Annotated in this window: 22 protein-coding genes; 7 read left to right on the plus strand and 15 right to left on the minus strand. The window is 62.4% G+C overall.

All coding sequences use genetic code 11. From position 1 onward, the window contains the following. Positions 1–33: 33 nt before the first annotated feature. The 3 genes from AC5J09_RS02695 to AC5J09_RS02705 are packed head-to-tail and all read left to right on the plus strand — an operon-like array spanning position 34 to position 3,537. A complete protein-coding gene (locus tag AC5J09_RS02695; RefSeq protein ID WP_324764669.1) occupies positions 34–1,569 on the plus strand; it encodes an ABC transporter ATP-binding protein in 1,536 nt (511 codons plus the stop codon). Then, on the plus strand, positions 1,553–2,617 hold the full coding sequence (locus AC5J09_RS02700) for an ABC transporter permease (protein ID WP_494296811.1): 1,065 nt from the start codon (positions 1,553–1,555) through the stop codon (positions 2,615–2,617). The genes AC5J09_RS02695 and AC5J09_RS02700 overlap by 17 nt, the downstream gene beginning before the upstream one ends. Further along, positions 2,617–3,537: an ABC transporter permease gene (locus tag AC5J09_RS02705; RefSeq protein WP_494296812.1), complete on the plus strand. Its 921-nt coding sequence runs from the start codon at positions 2,617–2,619 to the stop codon at positions 3,535–3,537. The genes AC5J09_RS02700 and AC5J09_RS02705 overlap by 1 nt, the downstream gene beginning before the upstream one ends. A 44-nt stretch (positions 3,538–3,581) precedes the next feature. On the opposite strand, the gene AC5J09_RS02710 is transcribed toward AC5J09_RS02705, so the two are convergent. Then, positions 3,582–3,773, minus strand: a complete 192-nt coding sequence (locus AC5J09_RS02710) for a DUF6494 family protein (RefSeq protein ID WP_411921381.1) — start codon at positions 3,771–3,773, stop codon at positions 3,582–3,584. Between the two features lie 279 nt (positions 3,774–4,052). Between AC5J09_RS02710 and nuoH the strand changes: the two genes are divergently transcribed. The 3 genes from nuoH (at position 4,053) to AC5J09_RS02725 (ending at position 6,157) form a co-directional block, all read left to right on the plus strand. Beyond that, entirely contained in the window at positions 4,053–5,039 is a 987-nt protein-coding gene (gene nuoH, locus AC5J09_RS02715) for an NADH-quinone oxidoreductase subunit NuoH (RefSeq protein WP_494296813.1), read from the plus strand. A gap of 68 nt (positions 5,040–5,107) precedes the next feature. After that, positions 5,108–5,674, plus strand: a complete 567-nt coding sequence (locus AC5J09_RS02720) for an NADH-quinone oxidoreductase subunit I (RefSeq protein ID WP_338279705.1) — start codon at positions 5,108–5,110, stop codon at positions 5,672–5,674. Between the two features lie 42 nt (positions 5,675–5,716). Continuing rightward, complete coding sequence (locus AC5J09_RS02725; RefSeq protein ID WP_018096349.1) at positions 5,717–6,157, plus strand: CBS domain-containing protein; 441 nt, start codon at positions 5,717–5,719, stop codon at positions 6,155–6,157. Between the two features lie 92 nt (positions 6,158–6,249). Here AC5J09_RS02725 and nuoG read toward each other — a convergent pair whose 3' ends face one another. The 14 genes from nuoG to AC5J09_RS02795 form a co-directional block, all read right to left on the minus strand. After that, the gene (nuoG, locus tag AC5J09_RS02730) at positions 6,250–8,811 is read right to left on the minus strand and encodes an NADH-quinone oxidoreductase subunit NuoG (RefSeq protein ID WP_494296814.1); all 2,562 of its coding nucleotides are present in this window, start codon (positions 8,809–8,811) and stop codon (positions 6,250–6,252) included. Between the two features lie 30 nt (positions 8,812–8,841). Next, positions 8,842–10,107, minus strand: a complete 1,266-nt coding sequence (nuoF, locus tag AC5J09_RS02735) for an NADH-quinone oxidoreductase subunit NuoF (RefSeq protein WP_494296815.1) — start codon at positions 10,105–10,107, stop codon at positions 8,842–8,844. Between the two features lie 3 nt (positions 10,108–10,110). Next, a complete protein-coding gene (gene nuoE, locus AC5J09_RS02740; protein ID WP_379937582.1) occupies positions 10,111–10,620 on the minus strand; it encodes an NADH-quinone oxidoreductase subunit NuoE in 510 nt (169 codons plus the stop codon). A gap of 18 nt (positions 10,621–10,638) precedes the next feature. Continuing rightward, positions 10,639–11,853: an NADH dehydrogenase (quinone) subunit D gene (nuoD, locus tag AC5J09_RS02745; protein WP_494296816.1), complete on the minus strand. Its 1,215-nt coding sequence runs from the start codon at positions 11,851–11,853 to the stop codon at positions 10,639–10,641. A 1-nt stretch (position 11,854) separates the two neighbouring features. Then, a complete protein-coding gene (locus AC5J09_RS02750) occupies positions 11,855–12,418 on the minus strand; it encodes an NADH-quinone oxidoreductase subunit C (protein ID WP_494296817.1) in 564 nt (187 codons plus the stop codon). Then, on the minus strand, positions 12,415–12,918 hold the full coding sequence (locus AC5J09_RS02755; protein WP_100673259.1) for a NuoB/complex I 20 kDa subunit family protein: 504 nt from the start codon (positions 12,916–12,918) through the stop codon (positions 12,415–12,417). The genes AC5J09_RS02750 and AC5J09_RS02755 overlap by 4 nt, the downstream gene beginning before the upstream one ends. Continuing rightward, positions 12,906–13,271 (minus strand): NADH-quinone oxidoreductase subunit A, encoded by a 366-nt coding sequence (locus AC5J09_RS02760; RefSeq protein WP_026168746.1) that lies wholly within the window; start codon positions 13,269–13,271, stop codon positions 12,906–12,908. The genes AC5J09_RS02755 and AC5J09_RS02760 overlap by 13 nt, the downstream gene beginning before the upstream one ends. Before the next feature lie 215 nt (positions 13,272–13,486). Continuing rightward, positions 13,487–14,926, minus strand: coding sequence for an NADH-quinone oxidoreductase subunit N (locus tag AC5J09_RS02765; RefSeq protein WP_102763237.1), 1,440 nt, complete (start codon positions 14,924–14,926; stop codon positions 13,487–13,489). Beyond that, positions 14,923–16,398 carry an NADH-quinone oxidoreductase subunit M gene (locus AC5J09_RS02770; RefSeq protein ID WP_494296818.1) on the minus strand — a complete coding sequence of 492 codons (1,476 nt, stop codon included), beginning with the start codon at positions 16,396–16,398 and terminating at the stop codon, positions 14,923–14,925. Before AC5J09_RS02770 ends, AC5J09_RS02765 begins: the two co-directional genes overlap by 4 nt. 5 nt (positions 16,399–16,403) lie before the next feature. Next, the gene (locus AC5J09_RS02775; RefSeq protein ID WP_494296819.1) at positions 16,404–18,164 is read right to left on the minus strand and encodes a Na(+)/H(+) antiporter subunit D; all 1,761 of its coding nucleotides are present in this window, start codon (positions 18,162–18,164) and stop codon (positions 16,404–16,406) included. Next, positions 18,157–18,411, minus strand: coding sequence for a hypothetical protein (locus AC5J09_RS02780; protein ID WP_100673255.1), 255 nt, complete (start codon positions 18,409–18,411; stop codon positions 18,157–18,159). The genes AC5J09_RS02775 and AC5J09_RS02780 overlap by 8 nt, the downstream gene beginning before the upstream one ends. After that, the gene (locus tag AC5J09_RS02785; protein ID WP_494296820.1) at positions 18,408–19,871 is read right to left on the minus strand and encodes a monovalent cation/H+ antiporter subunit D family protein; all 1,464 of its coding nucleotides are present in this window, start codon (positions 19,869–19,871) and stop codon (positions 18,408–18,410) included. The genes AC5J09_RS02780 and AC5J09_RS02785 overlap by 4 nt, the downstream gene beginning before the upstream one ends. 4 nt (positions 19,872–19,875) lie before the next feature. Continuing rightward, complete coding sequence (gene nuoK, locus AC5J09_RS02790) at positions 19,876–20,178, minus strand: NADH-quinone oxidoreductase subunit NuoK (RefSeq protein WP_100673253.1); 303 nt, start codon at positions 20,176–20,178, stop codon at positions 19,876–19,878. Beyond that, positions 20,178–20,678 (minus strand): NADH-quinone oxidoreductase subunit J family protein, encoded by a 501-nt coding sequence (locus AC5J09_RS02795; RefSeq protein WP_494296821.1) that lies wholly within the window; start codon positions 20,676–20,678, stop codon positions 20,178–20,180. Before AC5J09_RS02795 ends, nuoK begins: the two co-directional genes overlap by 1 nt. Positions 20,679–20,973: 295 nt before the next feature. Here AC5J09_RS02795 and AC5J09_RS02800 point away from each other — a divergent pair, with 295 nt between their 5' ends. Further along, the gene (locus AC5J09_RS02800; RefSeq protein WP_100673251.1) at positions 20,974–21,645 is read left to right on the plus strand and encodes a protein-L-isoaspartate(D-aspartate) O-methyltransferase; all 672 of its coding nucleotides are present in this window, start codon (positions 20,974–20,976) and stop codon (positions 21,643–21,645) included. Positions 21,646–21,738: the final 93 nt, after the last annotated feature.

Here is a 21,738-nt window from a genome sequence, read left to right on the forward strand (position 1 = left end):
CGTTGCCAACGCACAACCACGGCAGGAGCGGCCATGATCCCCCGCCTCGAATTGCGCAGCATTACCAAGAGCTATCCCGGCACCGTCGCGAACGACGCCGTCTCGCTGTCCATCCTGCCCGGAGAGATACACGCCGTCCTCGGAGAGAACGGCGCCGGCAAATCGACGCTGATGAAGATCATCTATGGCGCAGCTCAAGCCGACTCGGGTGAAATCTATTGCGACGGCAGACGGATCGAAGCGCACAATCCCGCAATCTCGCGCTCGCTCGGGATCGAAATGGTCTACCAGCATTTCGCGCTCTTCGAATCGGTCTCGGTGGTCGAGAATATCGCCCTGGCGGTCAAAGGCACTTTCGATCTCGACCGGCTCGCGGCTGAGATCAAGGCCTTGTCGGCGCGCTACGGCATGCCCATCGATCCGCACCGCAGGGTGCACGATCTCTCCGTCGGCGAGCGGCAACGCGTGGAGATCGTACGTTGCCTGTTGCAGTCACCCAAGCTTCTGATCCTGGACGAACCGACCTCGGTGCTTACGCCGCAAGCCGTGGTGAAGCTCTTCGAAACGCTTCGCCAACTGGCAAGCGAAGGCTGCAGCATCGTCTATATCAGCCACAAGCTCGATGAAGTGCAGGAACTTTGCGACACCGCCACGGTGCTGCGCAACGGCAAGGTGACCGGCACGGCAAAACCCAAGGAATCGACGTCGCTGGAGCTCGCCCGGATGATGGTCGGCTCGCAGCTTCCGCAAATGCATGTGAGCCCTTCAGCCCCCAGCGCCAAGCCGCTGCTGGAAGTCCGCGGGCTATCCGCTCCCGCCCGGGACAAGTACGGCACCGAGCTGACGGATGTATCCCTCGAAGTGCATGGAGGCGAGATCGTCGGACTGGCCGGTGTGTCGGGCAACGGCCAGGCTGAGCTGATCGCGCTGTTGAGCGGCGAGCGGACCCATCCGCGTGCGGAGACGATCCTCATCGGCGGCAGACCGTCCGGCCATCTCAGCGCCGGCGAACGACGCAAGCTCGGCATGGCCTTCGTCCCGGAGGAACGCCTCGGCCGTGGCGCGGTGCCGCCCCACGCCCTGTGGGAGAACGCCGTGCTGACGGCCCACCGGGCTGGCCTCGTACGCAACGCCCTTGTCGACCGCAGGAGGGCCGGCGATTTCGCGAGGCGCGTTATCGAGCGCTTCAAGGTAAAGGCGAATGGACCGCAAGCGAGCGCGCAGAGCCTCTCCGGCGGCAACCTGCAGAAATTCATCGTCGGGCGCGAGCTCACCCTGGAACCGAAGATTCTTCTCGTGTCCCAGCCGACCTGGGGCGTGGATGTCGGTGCAGCCGCCTTCATCCGCCAGACGCTCGTCGATCTCAGCCGCGCCGGCGCAGCGGTGCTGGTCGTATCGGAAGAGCTCGATGAGCTGTTCGAGATCTGCGACCGGTTGCTGGTCATTTCCAACGGCCGCGTTTCGCCGCCACTGATCAGAAAGCAAACCAATCGCGAAGAGATCGGCCTCTTGATGACCCGGGTCGGACATGGCGAAACGAGGAGAACCGAAGTTGCCCTTGAGGATTGAACAAAGGCAGGAACCATCCGCGCAGATGCGGATCGCCGCTCCGGTGATCGCCACGGTGCTGACCTTCCTTGCGGGGTCCGTACTGTTTGCCGCCCTCGGCTATGATCCGCTGGCGACGCTGTACGCCTTCTTCGTCGCGCCCATCAATTCCATCAACGGCCTTTCGGAGTGGCTGCTCAAGGCCTCGCCTCTGATCCTGATCGCCTGCGGACTGGCCGTCGGATTCCGTGCCAACATCTGGAACATCGGCGCCGAGGGGCAACTCATTATCGGCGCTGTCGCAGCCTGTGGCGTGGGCCTCTTCTACCCCGATCCCGAGAGCCCGCTCCTCATTCCCCTGATGTTTCTCGCAGGCGCAGGCGCCGGCATGGCATGGGCCGCGATCCCGGCATTTCTCAGAGCCCGCATGAACACCAACGAGATCCTCGTCACGCTCATGCTGACCTATATCGCGACGCTGTTGCTGTCCTTTCTGGTCCACGGCCCGTGGCGCGATCCGGCCGGGTTCAACTATCCGCAAACGGCGCTCCTGCCGGCGGCGGCGATGTTCGAACCTTTCGATTATGCCTACCGGCTCAATCCGTCGATCTTCATCACGGTCGTGGCGGTCGTCATGATGTGGCTCTTCACCGATCACAGCTTCCTCGGCTACAAGATGTCGGTGAGCGGCGCCGCCCCCCTAGCGGCACGCTATGCGGGCTTTCGCGAATCCTCCGCAGTCTGGACAGGGCTGCTTGCGGGCGGCGCGGCGGCAGGCATCGCCGGTATGGCGGAAGTGGCCGGTCCGCTCGGACAATTGTCGCCCCAGATCTCGCCCGGTTACGGCTTTGCCGCCATCATCGTCGCCTTCATCGGACGGCTGAACGCCTTCGGCATCGTGCTCGGGGGACTGCTGATGTCGCTCCTCTTCCTCGGCGGCGAGACCGTCCAGATGACCCTCGGCCTGCCGGCGGCGCTCACCCGCATCTTCCAGGGCATCCTCCTGTTCTTCCTGCTGGCCGCCGATTTCTTCATCTACTACCGTCTTCGCCTTCCGGAGCACGCCTGATGGATCTTTTCATTGCCATTTTCACCGGTACCATTATCGCGGCGACGCCACTGATATTCGCAGCCCTTGGCGAGCTCGTCGTCGAGAAGTCCGGCGTGCTCAACCTGGGCCTCGAGGGCATGATGCTGATGGGGGCGGCCTTCGCCTTCTGGGCGGTGATCGCCGGCCTGCCGATGCCCGTAGCCATCGCAGCCGGGGCACTCGCCGGTGCCGCCACCTCGCTTATCTTCGGGGTGCTGGCGCTGACGTTTCTGACCAACCAATATGCTGCCGGCCTGGCGCTCGCCATATTCGGGTCGGGGGTTTCGGCCTTTCTCGGGCGCGGTTTCGGCAGCGCGCCGATCGATGCGCTGAAGCGCGTCCATATCCCCTTTCTCTCCGATATCCCGGTGATCGGGCCGATGTTCTTCCGCTTCGATCCGATGGTCTATCTGGCAATCGCGATGTTCGGCCTCATCACCTGGTTCCTTTACCGTACCAAGGGCGGCCTCATCTTGCGCACCATCGGCGAGTCGCCCGAAACGTCGCACGCGATCGGCTATCCGGTCATCAGGATCAGATATCTGGCGGTGCTGTTCGGTGGTCTGATGGCTGGCCTTGCCGGGGCATATCTCTCGGTCGCCTACACGCCGCTCTGGGTGGAAAACATGACGGCCGGCAAAGGCTGGATCTCGCTGGCACTGGTCGTCTTTGCGACATGGCGGCCGCTGCGCGTCCTGATCGGCGCCTGGCTGTTCGGCGGCATGACGATCCTGCAGCTGCAGGGCCAGGCCCTCGGCATCGCGGTCCCTTCGGAGCTGCTCTCGGCGCTTCCATACCTCGCGACTATCATAGTTCTCGTGATCATCTCGCAAAATCGCCAATTGCTGACGCTGCATTTCCCGGCGTCGCTGGCAAAGCCATTCCGGGCGGCGAGCTAGCCTTCCAGGAAAGTGGCGGGGACGCCGGGCTTCCCGTTTTCGAGTTATGGCAGCTCGATCTCACCCGCCACTACATGATTGAGGCCGGTGCCTTCCGCCGTCAGCGTCATGCGGACTTTCAACGTCTTGCCTGCGATCTGCCCCTTGCGCACCGTCTCCTCGATCTCTCGCTGCGACGTGACTCCGACTTCCTTCAGGAACTTGCGGATCGACATATTGAAGGCACCTTCGCTCATGGCAGGACTCCTCTGTGTCTGGAAGTGATTGTAGGAGAATGGGAGTGAACAAGGAAGCAAACGGCCGCGCAGATGATGTCGGCGCCGGTTCCTGCCGCCTCATTGCAAGTGGAGCGTGACGGCTGTACCGTGAGGGTGACAGGTGCGCAAAGCGCGCGCTGCTGCATGCTGCCTTAGGGACCTGGCCGCCAAGGATGATGTCATGCAGCGATCCAAGGTGCCACATCGTGCTTTGCGCGTCCGACAGCACGCGCGGGGCTGGGCAACGGACGCAAAGTCATGGAACTTATCATCGCCCTCGGCGTGATAGTCTTCAAGGTCGCCTTGCTGATCGCGATCCTGCTGTTGCTGCCCCTGCCGCTGACTTGGTTGGAACGCAAGATCGCCGGGCACATGCAGCAGAGGATGGGACCGATGCGCGTGGGCTGGCACGGATTGCTGCAGCCGGTCGCGGACGGGATCAAGCTCCTGACCAAAGAGGATCATATTCCGGCCGAAGCCGACCGCTTCCTGTTCAAACTGGCTCCGATCCTGGCGCTTGCCCCGCCCTTCGTGGTGTTTGCCGCCGTCCCCTTCGGCGAAACCGTTTCGGTCCTCGGCAACGAGATCACGCTCTACATTTCAAACCTGAACGTAGCGCTGCTTTTCGTCTTCGCGGTGATCGGGCTGGAGGTCTATGGCGTCATCTTCGGCGGCTGGGCGGCCAACAGCAAATATGCCGTGCTTGGTTCTCTGCGGACCTGTGCGCAAATGATCAGCTACGAAATTCCGATGGGTTTCGCGGTCATCGGCGTCGTCATGCTGGCGCAATCCATGAGCCTGCTCGACATCGTGCGGGCGCAAACCGACGTCTGGAATATCGTTTATCAGCCGATCGGATTTTTCGTGTTCTTCGTCGCAGGACTTGCAGAAGCGCAGCGAATTCCTTTCGACCTCGCGGAAGCCGAAGGCGATCTGGGAGCCGGCTTCCACACCGAATATAGCGGCATCCGCTTCGCCTTGTTCATGGTCAGCGAATATGTCGTGATGGTGCTGGTGTCGGTCCTTACCGTGATCCTGTTCTTCGGCGGGTGGAACGGCGTGCTCATCCCGCTGCCGCCGCTCCTCTGGTTTTTGCTGAAGGTTGCCTTCTTCGTCTATTTGTTCATGTGGTTCCGCTTCACCTTCCCCCGCTACCGTTATGACCAACTGATGGCGATCGGCTGGAAGGTCTTGCTTCCCCTGTCTTTGGCGAACATAATCATCAGCGGTGTTGTTTTCTCTTGATGCATGCCGCCCGGAAGCTTCGGGGACGGACATGCAAGACGACTCTCAGGAGCCGCAGCGAGGCGGCCATGTCGCACGCACTGAACAAAGCTGGAAGATGGATCGGCTGGGCCTTCTTCGCCGATCTGGCGAATGGTTTGGCTTTGACCTTCGGCTACATGTTCTCCAGACCCGTCACCATGCAATATCCGGACAAGGAGAAGTGGCTGCCCTATTCGCGTTATCGCGGGCACCATTTCCTCAAACGTGACGCCGAGGGAGAGATCAAATGCGTCGCCTGCGAGCTCTGCGCGCGGATCTGTCCTTGCGACTGCATCGAAGTGGTCCCCTACGAGGATGAAAAGGGCAACCGGCGCCCGGCCAAATTCGAGATCGACACGGCCCGCTGTCTCTTCTGTGGGCTCTGCGAGGACGCCTGCCCGGCGGATGCGATCGCTCTTGGCCAACAATATGAATTTTCGAGTTTCTCCTCGCGCGACTTGGTGATCGGCCGTGACGATCTGCTCGCCAAGCCGGGCAAGGCGATGACCGGCGGCGGTGTCGTCGCTGCGCGCCTGAACACCGAACGGGATGTTCTGGTCCAGGCCAGCGAGCGGCGCGGGTACAATTGGTGGCGGAATATTCGACGAAAGTGAAGGCGCGCCGGGGTCGCGTCGAAGCAGGGACTGGAGGCTCAGATGCACATCTGCCAAATCCTGGGAAGCAAGTCTCCCGAAATCGTCTCGGTCACGCCGGACCACACGATGGTCGAAGTATTGCGGCTGTTTCGCGACAGGAATATCGGCTTCGTCGTCGTCGGCCGTTCGCCAGGAGAATGCCTGGGCACGCTCTCGGAGCGGGACTGCTGCCATGCCGTGGCCGAGTACGGCACCGAAGCACCGCTGATGCGGGTGGGAGAAATCATGAACCGCACTGTCGCGACCTGCTCGACGGAGGATTTCCTGCCCTTCGTGATGTCGATCATGACCGAGCGGCGCACGCGCCATGTGCTGGTCATGGACGGCAACGATGCCGTCGGCGTGGTCAGCATCGGCGACGTGGTCAAACACCGGCTCGAAGAGGCATTGCAAGCGGAGCGGGACATGCACGACTACATTTGCGGAGCCAACTATCGCTGACGACAACGCCTGCCGCAGATTGCCTTAGAGTTGATCCGATCAACAGCAAGGCTGCAGCAAATACCCCCTCTGCCCCGCAGATCCGGATGCAATCAGACCCGGTCTTCCTCCAGAGCGGATTCTGCGCGCCTCGCGCAGGCGCGGATCTCCACCGGACATGGATACTCTCCCCGCCGCATCAGACTGTTGAGCCGCAGGGCGCGGTAGTTTTCGGGAACGAACGCGAGCCCGTCCGGAAAGCGCCTGTTGACCTTGAGCTTCGCCGTCAGCTCGCCCCGGGCGGACCGCACGAGCATCTGATCCCCGTCCGAAAGGCCGAGTCGCGCGGCATCCTGAGCGCTCATTTCGATAAACGGGTCGTCTGCAACCGAATTCAGGGTTTCCGAGCGCTCGGTAACATAGCCATTGTGGAACAGGCAGTTGCCGGTGATCAGCTGGAGCACGTCCGTCACCCCAGGAGCAGACGGAGGAGCGAAGAACCCGCTTGCCCATGGCTGCGGGGCTGACGTGGTGAAGGCACCGTCGGCACCAAGCCCTTCCCGCGTCAAGCCTTCATAGGCGGGAACCAACCGGGTCATCTCGTCGAAGATGGCGGTCTCGGTCGATGGCTGCAGCGGCTGCTCCCGAAGCGCCGCGATAAAGTCGAAGATCGCCAGATTGCTGCTGGCGTCAAATGCCGGTTCGCGGAATTTTCGAAGCGCCTGGGTCCGGCCTTCATTGTTGGTGAAGGTCCCGGATTCTTCGCCGTAACCGGCTGCGGGCAGCACGACGTCGGCCAGTCCCGCCGTATCGGTCAGAAACGCGTCCTGCACGATCAGAAGATTGGCGGTACCGAGTGCGCGCTCGACGAACTCCCGGTCGGGATAGGACATCAGCGGGTCGCTTCCGACCACATAGAGGACGCCCATCCGCCCGTTTACGCAGAGTTCCAGCATCGCATCGAAACCGGCGCCCGGTTCGCGGGGTATCTCCGCGCCCCAGCTCCGTGCGAACTCCGTGCGCGTCGCCTCATCGGCGACAGGGCCAAGGCCCGGCAAAACTCCGGGCAGAACACCCATGTCCCAGGCGCCCATCTGATTGGCACGATCGAAGAGAAACTGCAGAGAGGGTTCCTTGCCGAGCAGGCGCAGGAGTTGGAGAAGATTGCCCAGCTGCTGCAGCGTCTCCCGTGCCAGCGGTGATCTCAGCAGATCGACGCTTACCAGGAGGGTGACGCTCCGACCTTCCTTGAGCGTTGATACCAGACGGTCCAACGCGTCATTGGCGTCGGACCCGGTGATCGTCCCGCTGGTCATCGCAAGGATATCGCCCGGCAAGCCCTGATCGGTCACGGCCACGAGAGCAGCCACGACCGCGGCAAGGCTCCGAGCCTCGCCGCCGGGATGGGCGCGAAGGACCGCCGCCGCATCGGCATCGAGCCGCGATGGCCGCGCCGAAAGCATGAGCAAGCGGGTATGCTGCCGGCGCGCGGCATCGCGCAGGAGGTATTCGGTGACCGGGTTCTCCTCGGTCACGTTGCCGCCGATGATGAGCACGCAGTCCTTGCCGATCACCTGTTCGAGAGGGCCGCGGCTGTAAAAGCTTGCCACCAGCGGCGCCAGGATGTCGAGGGGTGTGGACCAACGCGACGAGCAGTCGACGTTATTGGTGCGGAACACTGTCCGCATCAGTTTCTGGAACTGGTAGAGCACCTCGTTCGGCAGACGCGGCGAGATGAGCCCGCCGGCGGCCTTGCCCTCCATTACACCGATGCGCTGGCGGACAAAATCGCCCGCCTCCTCCCATGACACCGCCGTCAGCGCGCCGTCGCGGCGGATCATCGGCCGCTTGATGCGATCCCGGCTTTCGATGAAGTCGAGGCCGAAGCGGCCGCGCACGCAGAGCGTTTCGCGATTGACGCCATGTTCCCAGTCAGAGCGGACCCGCATGAACTCGCCTTTGCGCGCTCCGACGGTGAGCTGGCATCCGGTGCCGCAATGCGGGCAGATCGTGTCGGTCTCGGCGAGATCCCAGGGCCGTGCCCGGTAGCGATAGGGGAAACTCATCAGCGCGCCGACCGGGCAGACCTCGACGCAATTGCCGCACTGGTCGCAGCTCGCAAGACTCCCCTCGAAGCCGGTGACGGCGGTGTCCATGCCCTTTTCCACCGTGCCTAGCGCCACCGCGCCCACGACCTCCTCGCACATGCGCACGCAGCGCTGGCATTGGATGCACCGGTTGACATTCATGATGATGACCGGGCTCAGACGGATGTCCTTCGAATGGAACACGCGTTTTGGGTCGCGAAACCGGCTTTCGCCGGGCCCATACGCCATGACCATGTCCTGAAGTTCGCACTCGCCTCCCTTGTCGCAGATCGGGCAATCGAGCGGGTGATTGGCGAGCAGCATGTCGAGCATCGACGAGCGCGTTTCCTCGATCAGCGGCGTATTTGTCCGAACCACCATGCCGTCCGATGCCACGGTCGCGCAGGCCGGCTGCAGCCGCCGCAGTCCCTCGATCTCCACCAGACACATGCGGCACGAGGCGAGTGGCGGCAGGCGCTTCCAATAGCAGAAGGTGGGAATGTCGATGCCCAGACGCTCGGCGGCCGCTAGCACCGTGGAGCCAGCCTCGACCTCCAGCATTTGTTCGTCGATCGTGACCTTGACCATACTTCCTCCCGGACCGGCCGGGTGCCCGTTTCAGTGGAAAGGGCACCTCCGCTCTTCGATATGGACGACGAATTCCTCGCGGAAATGCTTGAGCGCGGCCCGCAAGCCCATGGCCGCACCGTCGCCCAGGGCACAAAACGTGTTGCCGAAAATACCCTTGCAGAGCATCTCCAACTGCTCCAGGTCGCCGGTTTCACCCTCGCCTGCCTCGATGCGGCGCAGAACTTTCACGGCCCAGTCCAAACCTTCCCGGCATGGCGTGCACTTGCCGCAGGACTCATGGTGGAAGAACTCGATGATCCGCGTGGCGAGCTTGACCATGCAGGTGGAGTCGTCGATCACGACCACGCCTGCCGAGCCGAGCATCGAGCCGGCGGCAGCAAGCGAGTCGAAATCCATGCCCACCTCGAGCTCGCTCGCCGGGATAACCGGTGCCGATACCCCACCGGGAATCACCGCCTTGACCTTTCGCCCCGGCAGGGGTCCGCCGGCGTGCTCCTCGACGAGTTCATGCAGCGATATGCCCATCGGCAGCTCGTAGAGGCCGGGTTTGCGAACCTGACCGCTGAGGCAGTAGAGCTTCGGGCCGGGGCTCCTGTCCGGCCCTATGCCGCGAAACCACCCCGGTCCGCGCATCACGATATGCGGCACGCAGGCAAGCGTCTCGACATTGTTGATGACGGTGGGGCTGGCGTAGAGCCCGGCCACGGCAGGAAACGGCGGCTTCAGTCGCGGCTGCGCCCGCTTGCCCTCGAGTGACTCGAGCATTGCGGTCTCCTCGCCGCAGATATAGGCGCCGGCACCGCGATGGATGTAGACCATGAAATTGAAGTTCGAGCCGAGAATGCCGGTGCCCAGATAGCCGTTTTCATGTGCCTCGGCGATCGCCTGTTCCATACGGCGAATAGCCGTCACATATTCTCCGCGAATGTAGACGTAAGCCGTCTCGGCCCCGATTGCATAGGCGCTGACCGCCAGCCCCTCAATGAGCTGATGCGGGTCGCGCTCCATGATGATGCGGTCCTTGAAGGTGCCGGGTTCCCCTTCATCGGCGTTACAGCAGAGATATTTCGGCTTGCCGGCCGCTTTCGGCACGAAGCTCCACTTCATACCCGTCGGGAACCCGGCACCCCCGCGGCCGCGCAGGTTGGATTCCTTGACGAGGTCGACGATCTCCTCGGGCGTGTATTCGCCGAGCGCCTTCCGGAGCGCCCGGTAGCCGCCGCCGGCCTCATAGGTCGACAGCAGATGACCGTCCGGCACATCGACATTCCTGAGCAGGACCGGCTCGAACATGGCTTACTCCCCTGGCGCCGGCGCAGCAGCGCGCTCGATGTTCGCCGCCCGCTCAGCCGCGCGGAAGCTCTCCAGCAGCGCATCGAGCCGCGCGGTATCAAGGTTGCCGTGGTAATCGTCGCCGACCTGCATCACCGGAGCCATTTCGCAGGCCCCGAGACATTCGACGGTCGAAAGCGTGAACGCACCGTCCGGGGTGGTTTCGCCCTTCCTGATCCCCAGTGTTGTTTCCAGATGCTTCAGCAGCGCCTCGGATCCGCACAGCATGCAGGAGACATTGTCACAGAGTTGCAGGTGGAACCTGCCGATCGGCTCGGTATGGAAGAGCGTGTAGAAGGTCGCCAGTTCATAGACCCAGACGCGTTCGACGCCGAGGATCTCGGCGACGTCTTCGAGCACCGGCCCGGGCAGATGACCATGCTCCTTCTGCGCGATCATGAGCGCGGGCATGATCGCCGACCGCCGTTCGGGGTATCGCGCCGCCGCCGCCTCGATCTCTTCGCGCATGGTCATCGCGTCCGATCCTCCCTGCTACTTGTCCACCTCCGCCATCACCGGGTCGAGACTGCCGAGCACGGCGATCATGTCGGCGAGGTAGCGTGCGTTGGTGACGCCGAAGAGCGCCTGAAGATTGACGAAGGAAGGCGCCCTCACCTTCATGCGGAACGGCTTCGGCGATCCGTCGCTGATGATGTAGAAGCCGAGTTCTCCTTTAGGCGCCTCGATGGCCGCATAGACCTCGCCTTTCGGTACGTCGAAGCCATAGGCGGAGAGATCGAAATGCTGGATCAGGGCCTCCATCGAGCAATGCACGCGCTCTTTGTCGACAGGGAAGGCGATCGTCGGGATATCGACCTGGAACGGCCCCTCCGGCATCTGCCCCATGCATTGTTCGATAAGGCGGATACTCTCGCGCATCTCGTCGACGCGGCAAAGCCAGCGCGCATAGCAATCGCCCTCCGCGCGCGTGATGACGTTGAAATCGAGCCGATCGTAGATTTCATAGGGTTCGTCGCGCCGGATATCCCAGTCGACGCCAGAGGCACGCAGGTTCGGCCCGCTCAAGCCGAGGTCGATCGCGTCCTTTGCGGAGATCACGCCTATCCCCTGCGTGCGGCTGAGAAACACCCGATTGTTCTCTATCAGGCGCTCATAGTCGCGGATCCTGTTCGGGAAGATCTCGCAAAACTCCCGGATCTTCGGAAGGAACCCGTCGGGAAGGTCCTCGCGTACTCCGCCGACGCGGCAGTAGGACGTGTGCATGCGCGCACCGGTGATCATCTCCAATAAGTCCATGATCATTTCGCGCTCGCGCATGGCGTAAAGCAGCGCCGTCATGGCGCCCAGGTCCATCGGCAGCGCGCCGGTGATCAGGAGATGGCCGGAAATTCGTGCAAGTTCGGCCATCATCACGCGGATATATTGCGCCCGGATCGGGGCCTCTATGCCGAGCAGCTTCTCCACGGCGAGCGCGAAGGCCAGGTTGTTCGAAGGCGGACAGAGATAGTCGAGCCGGTCGGTCAGCGGGAAGATCTGGGTATAGGTGAAGCTCTCCGCCAGTTTTTCGGTGCCGCGGTGCAGATAGCCGATATGCGGGTCGACGCGTTCGACATATTCGCCGTCGAGTTGGAGCACAAGCCGCAGAACCCCGTGGGTGCTCGGGTGTTGCGGACCGAGATTGAGAAGCACTTCCTTGGTATTGAGCGCTTCGCCTTCCGGCCTCATGAGCTCGGTGACTTCGGTCATCTCAACTCTCCGGCGTCTGACGGCCTCCTTGCGGTATATCTCTGGTGGCGAGGTCCGGCTGCGTCGGCGGCGGCCCCTCGGCACCGAAGGGGTTCAGTTTGTCCTTGTAGCCCCTCAAGGGAAAATCCTTGCGCTGCGGAAAGCCCTCGAAGCCTTCCCACATATAGATGCGGCGCAGATCGGGATGCCCCTCGAAACGGATGCCGTACATGTCCCAGGCCTCGCGTTCATGCCAGTTGGCGGTGCGCCAGACTCCTGCAACAGAGGGAACATGCGGTGGATCGCCGAGCCGGCACTTGATGCGCACGCGCCATTTGTTCTTCAGCGAATAGAGGTGGTAAACCGTCTCGAAACGCGGCGTTTCGGGGTAGTGATCGACGCCGCATATGTCGGAGAGGAAATCGAACTCAAGCGCCGGGTGTTCTTTCAGGAATTGACAGAAGTCGACGATCTGCTCCGGTTGGACGGCAAAGGCGCAGATACCATGCGCGGCGCCGAGATTCTCGACTGCTCCCGCGAAGCTCCCGATGATCGCCTCGAGATCGACACGCCGCTCCCCGGTCATGATGCTACAACCCGTCCCAGGGGCGACCCGGTGAGGGCGCGGGACCTCCTGATCTTCTCCTGAAGCAGGAGAAAGCCGTGCATCAGCGCCTCCGGCCTCGGCGGACAGCCCGGCACATGCACGTCGACGGGGACGAAGGTTTCCGATCCCTGCACCACGGCATAGGTGTTGTAGACCCCGCCCGAAATCGCGCAGGTCCCCATCGCAATCACCCAGCGCGGTTCCGGCATCTGATCGTAAAGCCGCCGCACGACGGGCGCGAATTTCCGCGTGACCGTGCCGGCGATGATCATCACGTCGGATTGCCGCGGAGAAGGCCGGAACACCACGCCGAACCGGTCGAGGTCGTAGCGCGCGCAGCCGGCCGAGATCATTTCGATGGCGCAGCAGGCAATGCCGAAGGTTTCGGGCCACAAGGCCGACCTCCGGCTCCAACCGATGATGCTGTCGGCCGTGGTAAACAGTACGCTGTCGCGGATCGCGTCGTTCATTCCTGCCATTCCAGCGCCCCCTTCAGCCAGGCATAGGCGAAGCCCACAAGCAGCAGCAGCATGAAGACGAACATCTCGATATAGCCGACGATGCCGATCTCCTTCAGGACGACCGCCCAGGGAAAGAGGAACATCGCTTCGACATCGAAGACCACGAGGAGGATGGCGAGGATAAAGAAAGGAACCCGAAAGCGGCCGCCCGCGGCCTCGCCCGCCGCTTCCATACCGCACTCATAAGGGGCGTTCTTTTCGGGATAGGGATTGGACGGACGCAGCAGCGAGGAGACGAAAAGCGTCGCCGTCGCCACCAGGACTATCCCGGTAACCATGAACAGAACCGGCAGGAACTCCATTGCCGTCATAGCGTTTGGCCTTGGCCAATCAGCGGCTTTTCTCAGCCGCGATCGGTCCCTTCGGAACCGGGGATGCCGGCGCCCCGAGAGGCGGTCTGGGCAATCCTTTCCTCGAAGGCGAGTCTATGCTGTCGGGCGGATCAATGCAAATCCAATTGATTAGTAACGTATGATCCGAATTGGCCCGCCTGCAGCAATCGACGATACAGCAGCGAGGACCCGCCTTACCCCCCGAAAGCCGACTGTTGAGCAAGCCTCAGGAACCACGCCGGAAACAGGCCGATGCCGATGGTGCCGGCGGCTGTGAAGGCGAGCGTGGCACGGACGAGCGGCGTCAGCGCAGGTTCGAACGTCCTTTCCGGCTCGCGCATGTAGATCACCATCACGATGCGGATATAGAAATAGGCGGCGACGACGCTGAGCAGGACTGCGATCACCGCCAGCACGACGAAACCTCGCTCCACCAGCGCGACCAGCACGTAGAACTTGGCGAAGAAACCGGCCGTCGGCGGGATGCCGGCGAGCGAGAAGAGATAAAGGAGCATCAGAAGCGCGAGCCCGGGATGGAACTTGGCGAAACCTGCGTAGTCTTCGATGACCTCGCCGGATAGATCGCCGTTCCGCATCATGATCACGGCGCCGAAAATGCCGAGATTCATGAAAGTGTAGATAAGCAGATAGAGCATCACGCTGGCGATCCCGTCCTGGCCGCCGGCCACCACTCCGAAAATAGCAAAACCCGCATGGGCGATGCTGGAATAGGCGAGCAGGCGCTTGAAATTATCCTGCACCAGCGCCACGAAACTGCCGAGCGCCATCGTTGCCACCGCAATGGCCGCGACGATGATCCAGGCGTTCGAGACCTCGACAAGCGGATTGAGGAACACCCGGAGAATCACTGCGAACCCGGCCGCCTTGGGCGCGACCGACATGAAGGCAGTGATCGTCGTCGGCGCGCCTTCATAGACGTCCGGCACCCACATATGGAACGGCACGGCCCCGATCTTGAAGACGAGCCCCGCAACGATGAAAACGACCGCCAGCAGCAGGGCGGGATCGAGCGGACCGCCGCTCACCGCCTCAGCCATCCGGTCCAGTTGGGTCGTACCGGTGAGCCCGTAGATGAGCGAAACGCCATAAAGGAAAATCGCCGTCGAGACTGCGCCGAGGATCACATATTTCAACGCCGCCTCGTTCGACCGCCGCTCTTTGCGCAGGAAGCCTGTCAGCACATAGGTGCAGAGCACCATCAGCTCGAGACCCACATAGATCGACAGAAGGTCGATCGACGAGGCCATGATCATCATCCCCGCAAGGGCGAAGAGCAGCAGGACATAATATTCGCTCCTGCCGATCCCCTCGATCTCGGCGTATTTCCGCGACAGGAAAAAGGTCAGGATGGTCGCCAGATAAAACAACAACTTGAAAAAGACGGCGAAGCGGTCCGAAATGAACATGCCCGCATAGGCCGGCCGTATCTCGCCTGCCAGCATGAGCGTGGCCACCGCGGCGAGGAGCACGATCGCGACCGAAGCCCACAGGAGCAGTTCGTCGCGCCCCTTGCGCACAAGCTCTCCGACAATCAGCAGGATGCAGGCACCGGTGACCACGATGATCTCGGGGACGCTCGCCAGGGCCCATTGGAGAAGCGCGGCAGCAGTCATCGACCGCTCCCTTCACCGTGTACCTGGACCAGCAGATTTCGCACCGACGCATCGATGATCCCGAGGAACGGTCGCGGATAGAGCCCGACCCAGAGCACAAAGACGGCGAGCGGCAGGATGGCAGCCATCTCGCGGCCGTTCACGTCGTGTATCTTGTACCTGGCAGTCACATTCGCCGGACCAAGCGCCACTTTCCCGTACATGCCGAGCAGGTAGGCGGCACTCAGCAACGCACCCACTACGGCCGCGGCGCCCGCGGCGAGGTTTGCCGCAAACCCGCCTGACAGCACCAGCAGTTCGCCGACGAAAGCGTTCGTCCCCGGCAGCGCCATCGAAGACAGGGTGAAGAGCGCAAGAAAGGCGGTATAGACGGGCGCCGCCTTCATCAGCCCGCCGTAATTCGCGATGCTGCGGGTATGGGTGCGCTCGTAGATCAGGCCCACGAACAGGAACAATGCGCCAGTCGTTATCCCGTGGTTGAACATCTGCAGGATGCTGCCCTCGAGCCCGCGCAGATTCAGCGCGAAAATCCCGAGCGTCACAAATCCCATATGGCTGATGCTGGAATAGGCCACCAGCTTTTTCAGGTCGTCCTGAGCCAGGGCCAGCAAGCCGCCATAGACGATCGCAAGAGCCGAAAGCACGAGCATAAGCGTCGAATAGTAGAGCGATGCTTCCGGCAGCATCGGCAGCGAGAAGCGCAGGAACCCGTAAGCGCCCATCTTCAGGAGCACGCCGGCGAGAATGATGCTGCCCGCCGTCGGCGCCTGGACATGTGCGTCCGGCAGCCAGGTGTGCACCGGCACCATCGGCACCTTGACGGCGAAGGCCACCAGGAAGGCGAAGAACAGCCAGGACTGAACGCCGAAGGGCAGATCCTGCGCCGTCAGGGCGAGTATGTCGAAGGTCTCGCCCCCATGGAAATAGAGCACGATGACGCCGATCAGGAAGAGGATGCTGCCAGCCAGCGTGTAGAGGAAGAACTTGAACGCCGCATAGACCCGGCCTTCCCCGCCCCAGACGCCGATGATCAGATACATCGGAATCAGCATCGCCTCCCAGAAGACGTAGAACAGGAACAGGTCGAGCGCGCAGAAGACACCGAGCATCAGCGCCTGCATGATCAGCAGGCTGACCATGAACTCCTTCACCTTGCGGTCGACCGCCACCCAGGAAGCGAGCACGGAGATCAAGCTCAAAAGCGCCGTCAGGAACAGGAAGAGCGCGCTGATGCCGTCGACGCCGAGCGCATAAGTGATCCCGAGCGCCGGCACCCAGGGACGGCTCTCGGTGAACTGCATTTCGTGCGTCGTCGTGTCGAAGCCGGCCAGCATCACGATGCAGAGAGCGAGATCGACAATCCCGAAACCGAGCGCCGTCCACCGCACCGCATCGTCGCTGCGCATGAACACCACCACCGCCGCCCCGGCGACGGGCAGGAAGACGATGAGGCTCAGCAGCGGGATCGACATCGTGCCTACCTCCACACCACCGCAAAGACGAGGATGGCCGCGATCAGGCCGGCGATCATCGCCAGCACGTAATGGGTGACGACGCCGGTCTGCCAACGTCGCAATACGCTTCCGCCGTCAAGGATCGATCGGGCGAAACCATTCACGACGCCGTCCACGCCATTGAGATCGAGCCGCACCCCCGTGCGCGCCGAGCCGTGCAGGAAGGGCAGTACCGCAGTCTCCGACACGTCGCTGACCGCCTTCTCATACCGCGCTAACGGTCTTTCTGCGAACCACATGAAGGCGCGGGCGCCCTTGCGATAGAACCAGTCGGTGTCGAGGCTGATCGTGTTCTCGGGATCGAGCGCCCGAAGGAAGATCACGAAGCCCAAAGCCGTGAACATCAGGATCCCGAGGCTCTCGGTCACGTGGACGCCGGTATAGGGCTCGAAATCGACAGGATAGGGCAGAAGCGCGTAGAGCGGGCCGGGGAATACGCCGATGGCGATGCAGAGCGCCGCCGCCATGCCCATCGCGACCAGCATGTTGCCGGGTGGCTCCCGTGCCTGCAGCCCCCGGTCGGTACCGAAAAACATGTAATAGGGGAGCTTGAGCCCGGTGTGCAGGAACGTCCCGGACGACGCCATCGTCAGCGCCAGCATCACCAGCGCGCGATGATCCTGCCCTGCCGCGGCTATCACCATCGATTTGCTGACAAAACCCGAGAAGAACGGAAATGCCGAGATCGCAAAGGCGCCGATCATATAGAGCGCTACCGTCAGCGGCATTGCCTTGTAGAGCCCGCCAAGCTCGGTGAGCTTGCGCCGGCCCGTGACGTAGATCACCGCCCCGGCACCCATGAACAAAAGCCCCTTGTAAAGGATGTGCGCGAAGGCGTGACTGGTGGCCCCGTTCACCGCCAGCTCGGTGCCAATGCCGATGCCCGCGACCATGTAGCCCACCTGACTGACGATATGATAGGCAAGAAGGCGGCGGCAGTCGTTTTCCAGCACCGCATAAATGACGCCGTAGAGCGCCATCACCGTGCCGAGCCAGACCAGCAGTTCGATACCCGGAAACGCCCGCGCCAGCACGTAGACGGCGGTCTTGGTCGTGAAGGCGCTCATGAACACCGCGCCGGTGACGGTCGCCTCCGGGTAGGCATCGGTCAGCCAGGCATTGAGCGGCGGCACCGCCGCGTTGAGCAGGAAGCCGGCAACAATGAGGTAGGTACCCGCGTCCAAAGCGCCCTCGACCGGACCGAAGAGCAGCGAGCCTACGGCTGCCCCATGGAGCAGAATTCCACCGAGCAGGATGACGCCGCCGGTGACGTGGACCATGAGATACCGAAAGGCAGCGCGGATCGCCTGTCCCCCTCCTTGAGCGAAGACGAGATAAGCCGACGCGAATGCCATGCCCTCCCAGAACAGATAGAGGGTCAGATAGTCGCCTGCGAACACCACGCCCAGCGCGCTGCCGACATAGACGAAGGCGGCTACATGCTGGCCGGCGCCGGAAAGGTGCAATGCATAGACCGTGCCGATCAGCGCCATGATGGTGAAGACGGTAGCGAAGACGGTGCTGAGCTGGTCGACCTTTGCAATCAGAATTTCCTGGCCGAGGAACTGCGTCTCGCCATAACTGCCGGGCTCTATCGCCAGGACGACGACGACCGCCAGTACCGGGATCAGCACGAGATAGGCTTTACGCGCCGGTCCCGTGAAGAACGGGATCGGCAGAGCGCCCAGAATGAAGATGAGGGCCGGATGGACGAAATCAGTCATAATAGTCCTCGCGCCGCATCAGCCCGGCGCGGTGGCCGAGAAACTTGGAAACGAAGATGAGCAGCACGCAGGAGCCGAAGCCGTACGCCGCCGACCAGCCCGGCAGGCGCTCCCACAGGTATTCGGCGTGGTCGCGGCGAACCAGGAAGTCGGCGACGACGATCAGGACGAGCACCAGATAGAACAGCCGCCGGCGCAGCCTCGCATATTGCGCGTCACCAAAGAAAACGACGACAGGCTTGATCATCGGATCACTCCGTCCGCGAGGGTGAGGAAATAGTAGGGGAAGATGCCCATCAGCACGGACAGGATCGCGGTCGCGACCAGCGGGATCGTGACCAGCGGGATTTCGCGAACCGGCGCCCGGCTCTCCTTGGTCTCCGACTCGAAAAAGGCGGTGTAGCTGACCGGCAGAAAATAGGCGGCGTTGAGGACCGAACTTGCGAGCAGCACGGCCAGGAAAGCCATCTGCCCGGCCTCTACCGAGCCCTCCGCCAGATACCACTTGCTGACGAAACCTGCCGTCGGCGGGATCCCGATCATGCTCAGCGACGCGACGAAGAATGCCCCCATTGTCCAGGGAAGCCTGCGGCCGATGCCGGCCATGTCGCTGATATTGCGTTTTCCGGACGCACAATAGATCGATCCCGCGCAGAAAAAGAGCGTGATCTTGGAGAATGCATGCGCCGCGATGTGGATGATGCCGCCGACCATCGCCAGCGGCGATAGCAGTACCGCGCCCAAGACGATGTAGGAGAGCTGGCTGACGGTCGAATAGGCGAGCCTCGCCTTCAGGTCGTCCCGCGTCAGCGCGTACACCGAAGCCATCAGGATGGTGAACGAGACCAGATAGGCCGTGGCGATGCCTAGGCCCAGTTCCCCGACCATGCTGACACCAAAGACATGAAAGATCACCCGCAGCACGCAGAAGACGCCCATCTTGACGACCGCCACGGCATGCAGGAGCGCGCTGACCGGCGTCGGCGCCACCATTGCGGCGGGCAGCCAGGCATGCATCGGCATTACGGCCGCCTTGGCGAAGCCGAAAAGATAGCAGAAATAGACGACTGCGAGCAGCGTCGCCGAGGCATTGGCGCCGGCCAGCAGCCCGCCCGCCACGAAGTCGAGCGACCCGGCGATGTGGTAGGTCAGCGCCAAGGCAGCGAGAAGCACGCTCTTCGAAGCGCCCATCAGATAGACGAGATACTTGCGGCTGCCCCGCCATCCGTCTTCGTCCTCGTGGTGGTAGACGAGCGGATAGGTGACGAGGCTCAGCACCTCGTAGAAGATAACCAACGTGAACAGATTCGCGGCGAAGGCGCCGCCCACCGCGGCCGCGAGGCTGGTGGCGAAGCATGCGAAAAAGCGGGTCTGCGCATGCTCGTGCAAATGACGCATGTAACCGATGGAATAGACCGCGGCCATGATCCACAGAAGCGACGAGACCGTGGCGAACACCATGCCGAGCGCATCGGCGCGGAAAGCGAAGTCGATCCCCGGCAGGATCTCGAACAGGCGCAGTTCGACAGTGCCGCCGGCCAGTACCGTGGGCGCCATGGAGACGACGATCGCAAACATGGCGACCGCCGCGACCGGCGATACCGCGTCGCGGAGTTTCTCGCGCTTGTTGAGAAAGAGGATGGCGAGGGCCGCCAGTCCGGCGACGGCGACGGCGAGCAGCGGCCGGGTCGATATCACCGGGTCCAAGCCGCTATCCTTTCATAATGGTGACGTCGTCTACCTTGAGGGTGGACTTGTTCCTCACCAGCGCGACCAATATACCGAGGGCCACGGCAACCTCCGCCGCGGTGATCGCGATGACAAAGATCGCGAAGATCTGTCCGCGGAAGTCGTCGTAGTACTGGGCGAAGGCGATGAAATTGATGTTGACCGAATTGAGCAGCAGCTCCAGCGACATCAGCACGATCAGGATATTGCGCCTCAGCAGGACGCCCCCCGCCCCAATCACGAACAGGGCCACTCCGAGCAGGATCGACCACCAGAGCGGGACCATCAGCCAGGTTCCTTCCGCGCCAGCACGATGGCGCCGACGAGGGCCGCGAGCAGGATGACCGAGGCGACTTCGAACGGCAGGAGATAGTCGGAGAAGAGCGTCTTGCTGAGATCCCTGATCGCATCGCCGCCGCGCTCGGCAACGGGCGGCGTTGCGGTTAAGCGATCGCTCCAGAGCACCAGCACGACCATCTCGGCACCGAGCAGGACGAGCAGCGCGAGCGCCGGCAGGTTGCCGCCCGGCATGAAGCGCTGCAGCACCGCTTCGCGCACGTCGACCATCATGATCACGAACAGGAACAGGACCATGATCGCGCCGACATAGACGAAGATCTGGATGACCGCGAGCAGCGGCGCACCGAGCATGACGAAGATTGCCGAAATCTGCAGGAAGCACGCCATCAGCGCCAATGCGCTGTGAACCGGATTGCGCGCCAGAACCAGTGTCAGGGCTGTGACCACGGACACCGTAGCGAACAGAAGAAAGAACCCCTGATGCATCGACGCCGACCTTTCGCCACGAACTCTCGGCGCAAGACGGCCGGAGTCGAGATAGCGCCGCACTCACAAATTGTGCCCTAGTATCGGGTCTTTCACAAGATTATTGTCGCTTTGACAAATCCCCGATGCTCTGTCCGCGCTTGCGCGACCGTCGGCTTACACCTTCTGAGATTGCCTACGACGCGCCGGATCGCTTAGCCCATTGTTGCCATTTGATCTTGCTATTGCATGTCGGTCACCCTTTAATGTCTAGAGGCCCATTTGCCGGCCGACTGGCTGAGGAGAGCCCGCCCTCATGAAGCCAATGAACGAAGAGCATCTCGCGGTTCTGCGCAGGCACATGGTCGAGGTTGTCGCAATCTATGCCGACCTTGCAAGCGAAGAACTCGGCAAGGCGGCGCTCGACGAACGGGTGATGGCAGCGATGCTGCGGGTGCCCCGGCATCTTTTCGTGCCGGTCCCGGCTGCGCCCTTTGCCTACCAGGACATGCCGCTTCCGATCGGCTTCGATAAGACCGTGTCGCAGCCCTTCATGGTCGCTCTCATGACCGATCTCCTTGCTCCCCAGCCGCATGAGGCCGTGCTCGAGATCGGCACCGGCCTGGGCTACCAAACCGCAATCCTCGCGCAACTCGCCGGCCAAGTTTGGAGCGTCGAGATCATCGAGGAATTCGCAGGTCAGGCCGAAGCTCTCCTGCACGGCCTCGGCATGTCGAATGTCGGCATTCGTATCGGCGATGGTTCTCGCGGCTGGCCCGAGCACGCTCCGTTCGACAAGATCCTCGTCACGGCGGCCGCTGAGCAGCCGCCCCCGGCTTTGCTCGAGCAGCTCAAGCCAATGGGCCGCCTTGTTCTTCCTGTCGGCTCGGAAGAACAGGTGCTGACCGTCATCGACAAGGATTCGGCCGGGAAATTCGCGGCGCGGCAACTTATCCCGGTTCGGTTCAGCCGGCTCGAAGCGGCCTAAGCGCGCGCCTATCCTTGAAACACAAGAGGCTCGTGTCTTTCTGCGGGAACAATTTGCGGTCGCGAGCAGTTGACCCAGGTTGCACAACCTAGC

It is taken from the genome of Sinorhizobium sp., from assembly GCF_059070375.1.